This window comes from Microbulbifer mixtoriginis (SeqCode) (genome assembly GCF_052468275.1).
Map to the genome: position 1 here is coordinate 2832513 of NZ_CP174341.1, position 11604 is coordinate 2844116.

Genomic DNA, 11604 nt, shown 5'->3' on the forward strand with positions numbered 1-11604 from the left:
AGAATGAACAAGCGGGTTTTAATTACCGGGGCGGCGGGATATATCGGTCATCAGCTTGGGGAGCAATTGAGGAAGACTTTCCCTGTGATCGGGATGGATATTCGAACTAGAGCCGCGAGTTTTCCCATTCTGGCGTGGGATATTTGTGATAAAGACCTTGGTCAGTTTATTCAGGCGGAATCTATAACCCATGTGATTCATCTAGCGTCGGTAATGGCTGCGTGTCGTGATCATGCCGCTGAATACCGTATAGATGTGGAAGGCACAAGGAATGTATTAGAGGCCTGTCTCTACGCTGGGGTTGAACATATCACTGTGACAAGTAGCGGCGCCGCCTATGGTTATTATCCGGATAATCCACCCAGGCTCGAAGAGCATCATCCCTTGAGGGGGAACCCTGAATTTGGCTACTCCAATAACAAGCGTAAAGTAGAGGAGTTGCTGGCTGAATACCGTGAGCGGTATCCGTATCTCAAGCAACTGGTATTTCGCGTGTCTTCCGTTTTAGGTGCCAACACCAATAATAAGATCAGCGCACTCTTTAGCCGAAAAGTACTTCTGGACCCCGGTGGGCATAATTCCCCCTTTGTCTTTATCTGGGATCAGGATGTGATCCGCGCACTCACGCTTGGTGTGAGTGCTGGGAACAGTGGCATATTCAATCTAACCGGTGATGGCAGTCTCAGCCCCAAGGAAATAGGTCAAATTCTGTCCAAACCACTGATGAGACCACCAGTATGGCTGATAAAAGCGGTTCTCTGGCTGGGTTACAGCCTCCACCTAACGGATACCCACCCAGACCACGTGGCCTTTTTGCAATACAGGCCGGTACTGGATAATCGCCGTTTAAAAGAAGAGTTGGGGTTTATTCCGGAGAAGACTTCAAAAGAGGTTTTTCACCTGTTTGCAGAAAGGGCACTCGGCATAGTAGCACTCTCCAGTAAAACTCCCTTGTCTGTGGAGGAGAGTTGAGATGGACATAAATCAGTCGGAAAATTTACAGAAGACTTTTGTGATTACAGGGGCTGCCGAAGGCTTGGGTTGGGCGATTACCCTGTGCCTTGCAAAAAAATATAGAGCTGAATTTGTTCTGGTTGATATTTCCACTGAAAAACTTCGCCAAAGAGAGGCCCAACTCAGGGCTATCGGTGTTCGAGTCAGGATATATACCGTTGATCTATCAAATTATTTGGCCGTAGAGGAGCTGGTTGAATCCTTACGGAATGAGTGCTCGAGAGTTGACCTGTTGGTAAACAATGCCGGCATTACACACCGAAGCCTCTCTACACAAACGTCCAGCGCGGTTATTCGCAAGGTGATGGTGGTGAATTACCATGCACCGGTAGAGCTTACTCAAGGCTTGTTTGCGGGGCTAAAAGCGGCCTCTGGCTGTGTGGTAAATATCAGTTCAATGGCTGGATGGATGCCGGTATTGGGGCGCGCGGGCTATTGTGCAGCCAAGAGTGCATTGCACCAGTATTTCGAGGTATTCCGTGAGGAAGTGCGCAACGATGGAGTTAGTGTATTAATGGTTTACCCAAGTTTCCTGGCTACAACGATTGAGCAAAACGCTTTAGCTGGAGATGGTGGGCAGGCCAAGCACCAAAGGAGCACGGTGGGAGCGGTGCGTAGCCCTGAGTGGATGGCCAATCAGATTATGACGGCATTAGAAAAGGGCAGGGAGCGTTGGTTTCCGAAAGATATAAGCCTGATTGGAGCCTACTTGTACAGGCTGGCCCCGATGACCTTTCTCAAACAGTTAAGAAGGCGCTTTCGTATGGAGCTAGGTACCACTCCCTAAGGTACAACTCCCTAGTGGGAGCACTCTAGGACGCTGAGTGAACTATAGCTTAGGAGGAAAATCTTTAAAGTAGGCCATTTATAATACAGCTATTGAGTTATCTGCTTCATTCCTTCCCTTAATTTCTATTTTTATAGACAAGAGTTAGCTTTAGGTGCTACTATCCTGATAGCTGGTATAAACGCCCAGTTTTTATTTTAGTTCAACTCGTAGTTTTAGTCATAATCCTTCGTTCTGTCTCTTTTAAATTCTCAGTTTTTGCCCGCTCGACCAACAGGTCAACTATGATCAATTTATTTTCTCAGGATATTTATTATGTCTAACACAACGACTGGTACTGTTAAGTGGTTCGATGAAGCCAAAGGTTTTGGTTTCATCGCACAAAAATCCGGCCCCGATGTTTTTGCGCACTTCAGCAATATTGCCAGCAGTGGCTTTAAAACATTGCAGGAAGGGCAAGCTGTAGAGTTTACAGTGACCCAGGGTGCCAAGGGCCCTCAGGCAGAAAATATTATTTGCCTCTAAATTTTTAAGTCTTATTGCTTTTTAGTAATGGCTTGTTTGTCGCCCTTTCGAGCTTTGCTCGTAAGGGCGATATCGTCTAAATTGTATATATAGTTTATTCTATTTCTTCAAGTAGCCAATCAAGAAACACACTAACCTGCTTGTTATTTATATTGCGGCCTGGGATTACTGCGTAGTATGAAAGCCCTTCAGCCTTTTGCTTTATAGCTGCGCTTTTATACGGCACCAACCATTCGTTCTGTAAGGCATTCTGAATCAGCAGGGAACTGACTAAAGCAATCCCCTGGCTAGCCAGTGCGGCTTGTATAACGTGATGCTCCTGATCATATTGACGAATGGTAAGGTTTTTTTTGAAGTTGCCAAGTAAGGATTTCCAACTGAATGGGGTTAAAGATTGGTTGATCCATTTGGTTTCTAATAGCTGCGCCTGCTCGAGGTCGGTTATGTTTGATAAGTAGTTCCGCGTAGCATACATACCCACTGATTCAGTAATAAGCTTTGTGGTATTTTTGGCTTTTGGATCAAATTTACCGTAGCGAATAGCTATATCAATGTGTCGGTCGCGCTCAATATCATCTATCTGTTCACCGGTCGAAATGGATATCTCGATACCAGGATGCTTCTGATAAAAGCGTTCCAGGTGGGGAACCAGCCACAGTGCAGCAAAAGATGAAGTTGTACTGACAGCAATCACACGATTTGAATTGGCTATTTCACCTATGGTTTCGACAAGTTGCTGAAAAACTCGTGAAGTTGTTTCTGCGAGTAGCCTTCCTTCTTCTGTTAATTGTATTGCGCGGGTTTTACGCTCAAACAGCTGGCTGCCTAGCGTTTCTTCCAGGCTTTTTATCTGATGGGATACTGCTGTAGGGGTAATAAAGAGTCCCTCCGCAGCTTTCTTAAAGCTACCGAGCCTCGCAGCTGCATCAAAAACCTTTAAGGAATTGAGGGAGGGTAGGTTTGGATACATGGACTACTCTTCCTTATAAATGAAATTAATTCATCTATAAGGAGAAATATCTCATTTGTCAAGAATGCTTATAGACTGCACTATCGCTGGACCAAATGATGAATTTTTCGAGGTCTAATAGATGAAAACTCTTCTTCATATTGAAGCCAGCGCTCAGATTTTTGGGACTATTCAGGTACCGGAGGAGTATAGGGACATACCAAAACACTCCTCTATCTCCAAGGCCGTTGCCGCAAGTTTTGTGAAGCGTTGGCTTGGGCTAAGACCAAAAGATAAACTCATCTATAGGGATGTTGGCCAGACCCCGCCAGGATTCATTACCCAGGATTGGATTGCCTCTGTATTCACTCCAGAAGATCAGCGCAGTGAAGAGCAAAAATCGTTGGTTACATTATCGGATACTTTGATCAATGAACTCGACCAGGCGGATGTCATAGTAATGTCCTCCCCAATGTATAACTACGGTATGCCGGCGGCTTTAAAAGCCTGGTTCGACCAGGTGATACGTATTAATAAGACCTTCACCTTTGACTTGGCCCGTGGAGACTATCCGCTTGAGCCCATTATGTCGGGAAAGATGCTGGTGCTAATTACTTCTGCTGGAGAATTTGGCTTTGCAGAGGGGGGAGTGCGCGAGAACATGAATCACTTGGGGCCTCATATCAGGACATTGAGCCATTACCTGGGGGTCGATCAAGTATATGAAATCAATGCGGAATTCCAGGAATTTACGGATGAACGGCATCGAAATTCGGTAAACCAGGCCTTGTTGCAAAGTCAGTCATTGGCCGAAGAGCTTGCGACTAAACTCAAAAGTCAACTTACTCACTCTCATTCAACGCAGCCCAAAGCGCTCGCCCTAAGAAAGCAAAGTATTGCTCAAATACAATATTGAACTGCTGGCGCTGGTGTCCTATCGGGAAGAGGCCAAGCTAGGCCTCTTTACTGGCCTTTGAGCCCGCCATCAGAAGAGTCATAAAAAGAAGATGTCCTTGGCCGACCATCGATTCTATTTCGTCCCCCAAATTTTTTAGCCCTATGAAATAAACTTCAGGGTTTGGTCAAGCGCTTGCTCAGTATTACAGCGTTGCACCTCTAAATGATGAACGCCACTGTTGTGAAGCTTCTCCTGAATTTGAGCTAGCTCCTCATCACTGGTGAGGTGAGGATGTCTGGTAAGGCGTACTTGCATTGCTGTTCCCGCCTCGACGAGTAGCTCTACACATTGCCAGGGTGCTGTACCGCTACCATCTACCCCGGTAATGGCAGGGTAATTTTCCGGCAACGCTTTTATATCCAGCCCAACCCAGTCCAAGCTGGGGATCAAGCGACTCAGTTTCCGAGGGTAGATCCCGGCAGTATGTAAACCTATCTTAAACCCCAGGCTTCGGGCTTGGGCAATGGCGGCTTCCAGTGCCCCCTGGGCAGTTGGCTCTCCGCCAGAAAATACCACCGCATCCAGCAGTCCTTGCCGGCTGGCGAGGAACCCCAATATCTGGTCCCAGTCGTAGGCACTGGGCGCGCGGGCCGGCAACAGATCACCATTATGGCAGTAGCGGCAACGCCAGGGGCACCCCTGGCAAAAGACCACCGCGGCCAATTCACCAGGGAAGTCGATAGCGGTAAATGGTGTAAAACCGCCAATGCGCAGCTTTTCAGCCATAGCTATTTGCCATTACCTGCAACAAAAAAGCGGCGCTCCCTGTGTTCCGATTGTTTGCCTGGATTCCAGAAGGAGACCGGGCGGTGATAGCCCATCACCCGGCTCCAGACTTCACAGCGGGTGCGCTCTTCATTTTTGAGTGGTGAGGTTGGTTTATTCATGATGTCTCTCCTTGGTGGTTGGTTTTAATCTCTGCAGCAAGATTGCTCACGAGCGAGCAGAGCCTCATCGCAGCGGGGACAGAATTCGTGTTCGCCGCTCAGGTAGCCGTGTACTGGGCATATAGAAAAGCTGGGAGTTACTGTGATATAGGGCAGCCGATAATTTTTCAGGGCGCGCTGTAATAAGCGGCGGCAGCTATCGGCATCTGGCAGTTGTTCACCCAGGTATAGGTGCAGCACAGTGCCGCCCGTATAACGGGATTGTAAGGATTCCTGCCGGGCCAACGCTTCGAAAGGGTCATCGGTAAAGCCGACTGGTAGCTGGGATGAGTTGGTATAGTAAGGTGCTTCCGTGCTGCCAGCCTGAATAATATCTTCATAGCGCTTTTGGTCTTCGCGGGCAAAACGGTAAGTAGTTCCCTCAGCCGGTGTGGCTTCGAGATTATATAGGTGGCCAGTTTGTTCCTGGAACTCTGTCATTCGCAAACGAATATGGTCGAGCAACTGCTCGGCAAGTTTTTTACCGGTATCTGTGACGATACTTTCACGGTCTTCACTAAAGTTTCGCAGCATTTCATTAATGCCGTTAACGCCAATGGTAGAGAAGTGGTTACGCAGAGTGCCAAGATATCGACGCGTGTAGGGAAACAGGCCGGCGTCCATATGCCGCTGAATCACTTTGCGTTTCACTTCCAGGGAATCCCGTGCAAGTAGCAGTAGTTTATCTAACTGGGCGAGCAGGAGGTCCCAGTCCCCCTTATACAAATAGCCCAGACGTGCACAGTTGATCGTTACTACACCGAGAGAGCCGGTCTGTTCCGCGGAGCCAAATAATCCATTGCCACGTTTAAGCAGCTCTCGAAGGTCCAGTTGTAGGCGGCAGCACATGGAGCGCACCATGTTTGGACTGAGGTCTGAGTTAATAAAGTTTTGGAAGTAGGGCAGTCCATAGCGGGCAGTCATAGTAAATAGCCGCTCCGCATTCTCGCTCTCCCAGGGAAAGTCCTCACTGATATTGTAAGTTGGAATTGGGAAAGTGAAGACCCTGCCGCGCGCGTCCCCTTTACTCATCACCTCAATATAGGCGCGGTTAATCAGGTCCATTTCCACCTGCAAGTCACCATAAGTGAATGGCATTTCTTTGCCGGCAATCACCGGCAGCTGGTCTTGCAGGTCTTGAGGGCAAACCCAATCGAAAGTGAGGTTGGTAAAGGGAGTCTGGGTGCCCCAGCGGGATGGCACATTCAGGTTAAAAATCAGCTCCTGCATGCACTGGCGTACGCTGGCGTAATCCAGCTGATCCTTGCGTACAAAGGGTGCGAGATAAGTATCGAAGGAGCTAAATGCCTGGGCTCCAGCCCATTCGTTTTGCAATGTGCCAAGAAAGTTAACGATCTGCCCAACTGCACTGGTCAAGTGGGCGGGCGGTGCCGACTCCACTTTGCCGGGAACTCCATTCAGCCCTTCGTGCAGTAAGGTACGCAGTGACCAACCGGCGCAATAGCCGGCCAACATATCCAAGTCATGGATGTGTAAATCACCATCCCGGTGGGCTGCACCAATCTCCGGGGAATAGACATGATTTAGCCAGTAATTGGCAATCATTTTACCGGCACTATTTAAAATCAGGCCGCCGAGAGAGTAGCCCTGGTTGGCATTAGCAGCGACACGCCAGTCCGCCTGCTCCAGATATTCTTCAATGGAAGCCCCAACATCTACCAGAGTTTGTCGATCATTGCGTATGCGCGCATGTCGCTCCCGATAGGCGATGTAGGCCCGAGCAGTATCTATATAATCGCAATTGATTAATATTTGCTCGGCAATATTTTGGATTTCCTCAATATCGACTGGTGTCACAGCATTAAAGCGATGATTAATCACCTTCAAGATGCCCTGGGTTAGCCAATCAACTTCATCTTCACCAAATTCACCAGTAGCCTGCCCGGCCCGCACAAGTGCCGAAGTAATACGTTGAGGATCAAAAGCCACAGCGCGACCATCTCGCTTTCGCACCAGAAAACTGCTTAGGTTTTGAGTGGGAGATGCGTCACTTTCAATTTCTGGGGTAGAGGTACTGGTCATGGGCCTTCCTTCACAGATTGTGCGGGAAGGTTATAGAAGTGCAAGAGAGGAGCGCTTGATCTGGATCACTATATATGGTGTCTACTGATAGCTTTTAGCACATTATATTGTATCCATTGGCTGGGGTGCCTAGCTGAAAAATATTGTGTCTTCAAGATGTCGGCACTGGGGTAATGGGGTAAGGGTATAGGATTTTCAGGTAGTTCGTATAAGAAACAATCTATTTGGTACTTGGCGCTAGATATCGATATGTCATTGATATTTTCATATCAAGTGATTGGCACTATTAGAAAATGATTAGAATGCAGAGCCTTTGCTCTTTCTGAGGGGCTTTAAGGATGTTATTTTTATGTCAATATTTTATTTGGCTTCATTTTTTCAAAAACCAAATATGATAATTATGCGAGTTTTCTTGGAGGGGGTAGTAGATATGCCTGGTTGTGATTTGGGGAGTGTCAGTGAAATTTGGTGATGCGGTTAGACGTGTGGCTTTAGCCTTCATTCGAGAAAAACAGTTACCCGAAAGTGTTTGGTATGGAGATCGTATCGATTTCACATTTACCTCATTGTTTTGGGGAGCGCTTTTGCTTTCAGCCTCAATTGTACTTTCCCCATTAATTTGGTTACTTCTCCAGCCCGTGCTTTATTTTATGTCCCAGGATATATCTAATCCTGTGGAGAGATGGCTCTGGCTTCTTCTGCTAGTTGTATTTATGGTAATTGTTAGGGTGCTTGATAGCTTTGTTCGGAAGGCAGATAGGAAACTTAGAATTTCATATGATGACTTGGGTTTGGGAGAAAAATTGATCTATTGGTTGGCTTCATTAGCTGCATTCAGTTGGATGTTTTCTCCTGGATTGGTAACAACTATGGATAGACTGTTTACAATGTTATTATGTATGTGGTATGTCTTTTTTTGTTCTATTCTTGCCGGTATGTTTTAGAGAAGTAGTAGCGATCAGATATGTTCACTAGCTGCCTTGGTTGTTAAGGAATGGAGAATTGGAGCTAAAATAATTAGGGTCAGAGTAAAATATTTACACCAAATTATATTTTTCCATTAAGTGGATGAGCAGAATTCCCAGTTGCCGCCCACAGCTTGCTAGCCCCATCCAGCAGCTGAAAAACCTTTATCTTTGCAGCGGCTAAAGAAAGCAACTCAAAAATAAAAATAAACCTCCACTAATTGACCTCAGTGAGAAAAAGATCGTTCTCCTGGTTCTATTGGCCATCTCTTGTTTGTTACAGATAGGAAGCGGAACGGCGAGAGAGCAGGTGTTGCTGAAGCCTGGGTTGCTGCGTGAGAAATAAAAAATCGCTCAAAAATAACTGCTGTAGATTGATCCAGGCTTAGCAGAAAATGGCAGAAAGAAAGTCTCGACAATCTCAAAAGCCGCACCCCAGTGCTTTCGCACCTTTATACAGGCCAAGCCCACAGCCTCTGTTAATCCCGGCGGTTGCCTAAGGCAAGTTTCACCGATATATCTGAAAAAGAGCTTGTGCCCAAAGGGAAATTCTATTCGATGAAATTTAAACCTGGATATCTATAGATTGGAGAGCTGAAGTCCAAGCCATATTTTGTTTTTGCATGCACTTTCGTGGAGCCGATCATGAGGAGAAAGAGGGGGCTATTAATAAAGAGTGATACTTATTCCAATGATAGTTGAATCATACTCCAAACTATCCCCTTTTCCTTATGAGCCAATCCGATTTGAAATTTCCTTCAAACGAATAACCTGCTGAACATAGAGTGGTAACGCAGATACCTTCCCAATAAAGTCGAAGACGTACATTAACAGGGCAACGATCAATCCATAGTTCACTAGGCCCCCATCGATTGCCGCTATGGGAGCGTAAACAAACAAAGCGACTATGCCAGCCCACAATATAAAGTAGGTGCCTGTTTCCAGGTCGCTCAATTCAATATTCCACCGCATAAGGCGCCGGAAGTGTGCTTTTGCATGCTCAACATTAGGTTGTTTAAGGGCATCAACCTGATATTCCAGCTCATTATTATAAGATTCATTCAGCTGGTAATTGGTATTTCCGATTACGCAATAGATCAGGATAATCAAAGCGAGAATTGCCAGGCAAGCCAGAAAGACGTTGAGGTTGATGGCGCTAATAATAATGAGTAAACCCACTGTGCCAATAGAAACGCTAATGACCTCTGGCAGGCTGTTTTCAAAAAATTCGACAATTTCAGTTAACAAACCGGAGCGCGCAGTAATAGTCGATACAGACTGTTTCTTTGCTTTTTCACGGGCTACCATTTCCGAAGTAACTACTTGATAAATATGTGCGTAGACTCTGGTATCGTAAAATCTTCGGGCGCTTCCTATAAGAATAGAAATGCTACCTAAGGTTGCCAAAAGATAGATGCCATTGTAGGACTGTTCTAATAGACTATTGATAGCCCAGCCGATGGCAAGTGGAAAAAGTAGTTCGAGGAGTGTTTCAATAACGACCAGCGATAGGGTCAAGGATACTCGCCACTTAAACCGGGTAAAAATCGAAAGTAAAGAATGTTTGTGCTTGCCTTTCGTATAATCATCATCTGTTGATTTTGAAACAGTGGTAACTGGCTGAGTCATTTAACAACACTCTCAATGGTTAACGAGCAACGCCATTGCAAAATGTGTGAAACGCTAAATCGGCCAGCGTATCGTGATCTATGGATTCTACATTTTTTGTTAGCCAAGATGTATAAAGCAGCCCCTCTACCAGGTTTACCACCCAGGAAGTAGGAAGTTTCTTGGACAGGCTGCCTTCAGATTTTGCGTATTCCACCAATGTTGCGATTTCACTCTCTTGTTTCTCATAGATAGCGGTGAGCTCTGGGTCATCTTCATCAAAGTCTCCCAACTTCATTAAAAACTCCATTTCGGCCGACAGCGGAAAAATCGCCTTGAACATCAGGTGGAAGGCTTGCAGAGCCGATTCAGCCTCGCTTTCCAAGTGTTCGGTGGCTTTATCAAATGCCTCCAGGCAGTGAATCGCAACCGCCTTAATCAGCTTTTCTCTCGTGTCATAAAGACGGTAAAGGGTAGTGCGCCCAACTCCGGCCGCCCGGGCAATATCGCTAAAGGATGCCTCCCTATTTTTGTTCAGGAGTTCCATACCCGCCTTCATGATCGCAGTTTGTGACTTCTGAATACGCGCATCTAGGTGATCTGCCATGGAGTTATTACCTGAACTTTATGGAACATGCTTGTATCATAATCTGCTATTAGTTATGGTTCAAGTATGTTCCATAAAATGTAAGTTGCCTAGGCATGATGAAAATGGCGGGAATCTGGTTAAAGCGGCGGGCTGCAGGTATTGTTGCCACCAGCTTGCTGGTCTTGGTAGGGCTGTGGCTTATGGCTGAGCAGCAGCCTGCAGCCATGGTGGAAAAGCCCAAAGAGTCTGGCCTTACTGTTACTGTCGTGGAGGCAGTACCGGCGGATGCTCAGCTTGAAGTCAAAACAACAGGCATAACACAACCCCGCTGGGCGACTGAGGTTATCGCATCAGTGAGCGGGCGTGTCACCCATATTGCTAACCAGGCAATGCCGGGCAGTCTCATTAGGAAGGGAGAAATACTGGCGTCGCTACAGGATACTTTTTACCAGGCTGAAATCCGTGCTGCTCAAGCCAGAGTGTCAGAGGCTGAGCTCAACTTGGCCGAAATACTCATGCGTCAATACGTGGCAAAACGCGGGGATAAAGCGAAGTCATCATTTGGCCGACTAGAGCCGCATGTCAAAGCCGCAGAGGCAAATCGAGAAGCGGCGAGGGGAGCTCTCGCATCCTCCCTGCAGAGGCTGGCTGATACACAAATTAAAGCACCTTTTGACTCGGTGGTTATTGCTGATTTAATCCATCCTGGCCAATGGATAAATGAGGGGGATGTACTCTTTCGAGTAGCAGCCAGTGACTACCTGGATGTCAAAGTTGAGCTTTCCGAGCAGACTTGGCAGCGCTTAAACGGACTTCAGCAAGGCCCCTACAAAATCACAATAGAGGCGCCTGATGGACAACAGTGGCAGGCCTCGGTCCGTTACCTAAGCCCAATTATGGATGCGGACACCCGTCAGCGCAGCCTTATGTTGCAAGTGGCTAACCCCTTTCAGCGCGAGACCCCCTTGCTTGCTGATCAGCAGGTTGATGTAGTGTTTGCAGGCAACACACAGGGCTATGTTGTCAGTGCACCAGCATCGGTTCTTACAGAAGATGGGAAAGTATGGAGCGTTTCTGAACAATCCCTACTTTTGGAAGAGATAGAGCTACTGGATATGCGGCCGGATTCGGTTCTATTTCGTTACAAGAATCGACCCCATCAGAATCGTCAGCTTGTTCGCTTCCCTTTGACCAACTTCTTAGAAGGTCAAGCGGTTGCAATGACTATCCACTAAGGCCT

At 46.8% G+C, this 11604-nt stretch carries 10 protein-coding genes and 1 pseudogene; 6 read left to right on the forward strand and 5 right to left on the reverse strand.

The features are described 5' to 3' along the window. Positions 1-3: 3 nt before the first annotated feature. The 3 genes from ACJJIC_RS12425 to ACJJIC_RS12435 all read left to right on the forward strand — a co-directional run bounded on the left by ACJJIC_RS12425 (position 4) and on the right by ACJJIC_RS12435 (position 2326). A complete protein-coding gene (locus tag ACJJIC_RS12425; protein WP_444909754.1) occupies positions 4-972 on the forward strand; it encodes an SDR family oxidoreductase in 969 nt (322 codons plus the stop codon). Position 973: 1 nt separating this feature from the next. Next, positions 974-1801, forward strand: coding sequence for an SDR family NAD(P)-dependent oxidoreductase (locus ACJJIC_RS12430; RefSeq protein ID WP_445357066.1), 828 nt, complete (start codon positions 974-976; stop codon positions 1799-1801). Between the two features lie 315 nt (positions 1802-2116). Beyond that, positions 2117-2326 (forward strand): cold-shock protein, encoded by a 210-nt coding sequence (locus ACJJIC_RS12435; RefSeq protein ID WP_020412807.1) that lies wholly within the window; start codon positions 2117-2119, stop codon positions 2324-2326. A gap of 94 nt (positions 2327-2420) precedes the next feature. Here ACJJIC_RS12435 and ACJJIC_RS12440 read toward each other — a convergent pair whose 3' ends face one another. Continuing rightward, the gene (locus ACJJIC_RS12440; RefSeq protein ID WP_444909752.1) at positions 2421-3296 is read right to left on the reverse strand and encodes a LysR family transcriptional regulator; all 876 of its coding nucleotides are present in this window, start codon (positions 3294-3296) and stop codon (positions 2421-2423) included. Between the two features lie 121 nt (positions 3297-3417). On the opposite strand from ACJJIC_RS12440, the gene ACJJIC_RS12445 reads away from it, so the two are divergent. Next, the gene (locus ACJJIC_RS12445) at positions 3418-4191 is read left to right on the forward strand and encodes an FMN-dependent NADH-azoreductase (RefSeq protein ID WP_445357067.1); all 774 of its coding nucleotides are present in this window, start codon (positions 3418-3420) and stop codon (positions 4189-4191) included. 141 nt (positions 4192-4332) lie between these two features. Here the strand turns inward: ACJJIC_RS12445 and ACJJIC_RS12450 are convergent, their stop codons facing one another. Together ACJJIC_RS12450 and ACJJIC_RS12455 are read right to left on the reverse strand one after the other, a co-directional pair. Continuing rightward, the gene (locus ACJJIC_RS12450; RefSeq protein WP_444909750.1) at positions 4333-4959 is read right to left on the reverse strand and encodes an anaerobic ribonucleoside-triphosphate reductase activating protein; all 627 of its coding nucleotides are present in this window, start codon (positions 4957-4959) and stop codon (positions 4333-4335) included. A gap of 2 nt (positions 4960-4961) precedes the next feature. After that, positions 4962-7202: pseudogene (locus tag ACJJIC_RS12455) on the reverse strand (ribonucleoside triphosphate reductase). Positions 7203-7660: 458 nt separating this feature from the next. Between ACJJIC_RS12455 and ACJJIC_RS12460 the strand changes: the two are divergent. Then, complete coding sequence (locus tag ACJJIC_RS12460; protein WP_444886043.1) at positions 7661-8146, forward strand: hypothetical protein; 486 nt, start codon at positions 7661-7663, stop codon at positions 8144-8146. A gap of 750 nt (positions 8147-8896) precedes the next feature. Here the strand turns inward: ACJJIC_RS12460 and ACJJIC_RS12465 are convergent. Together ACJJIC_RS12465 and ACJJIC_RS12470 are read right to left on the reverse strand one after the other, a co-directional pair. Beyond that, entirely contained in the window at positions 8897-9796 is a 900-nt protein-coding gene (locus ACJJIC_RS12465; protein WP_444898321.1) for an ABC transporter six-transmembrane domain-containing protein, read from the reverse strand. Positions 9797-9815: 19 nt separating this feature from the next. Next, positions 9816-10382, reverse strand: coding sequence for a TetR/AcrR family transcriptional regulator (locus ACJJIC_RS12470; RefSeq protein WP_444898320.1), 567 nt, complete (start codon positions 10380-10382; stop codon positions 9816-9818). Positions 10383-10486: 104 nt separating this feature from the next. On the opposite strand from ACJJIC_RS12470, the gene ACJJIC_RS12475 reads away from it, so the two are divergent. Next, on the forward strand, positions 10487-11599 hold the full coding sequence (locus tag ACJJIC_RS12475) for an efflux RND transporter periplasmic adaptor subunit (protein WP_444898319.1): 1113 nt from the start codon (positions 10487-10489) through the stop codon (positions 11597-11599). The last annotated feature ends 5 nt before the right edge of the window (positions 11600-11604 follow it).

Bases quoted from the DNA above. Each gene is read 5' to 3' on its own strand.
- ACJJIC_RS12465 (WP_444898321.1), bottom strand. From the start codon at position 9,796: ATGACTCAGCCAGTTACCACTGTTTCAAAATCAACAGATGATGATTAT.
- ACJJIC_RS12475 (WP_444898319.1), top strand. From the start codon at position 10,487: ATGGCGGGAATCTGGTTAAAGCGGCGGGCTGCAGGTATTGTTGCCACC.
- ACJJIC_RS12435 (WP_020412807.1), top strand. From the start codon at position 2,117: ATGTCTAACACAACGACTGGTACTGTTAAGTGGTTCGATGAAGCCAAA.
- ACJJIC_RS12430 (WP_445357066.1), top strand. From the start codon at position 974: ATGGACATAAATCAGTCGGAAAATTTACAGAAGACTTTTGTGATTACA.
- ACJJIC_RS12440 (WP_444909752.1), bottom strand. From the start codon at position 3,296: ATGTATCCAAACCTACCCTCCCTCAATTCCTTAAAGGTTTTTGATGCA.
- ACJJIC_RS12425 (WP_444909754.1), top strand. From the start codon at position 4: ATGAACAAGCGGGTTTTAATTACCGGGGCGGCGGGATATATCGGTCAT.
- ACJJIC_RS12445 (WP_445357067.1), top strand. From the start codon at position 3,418: ATGAAAACTCTTCTTCATATTGAAGCCAGCGCTCAGATTTTTGGGACT.
- ACJJIC_RS12470 (WP_444898320.1), bottom strand. From the start codon at position 10,382: ATGGCAGATCACCTAGATGCGCGTATTCAGAAGTCACAAACTGCGATC.
- ACJJIC_RS12450 (WP_444909750.1), bottom strand. From the start codon at position 4,959: ATGGCTGAAAAGCTGCGCATTGGCGGTTTTACACCATTTACCGCTATC.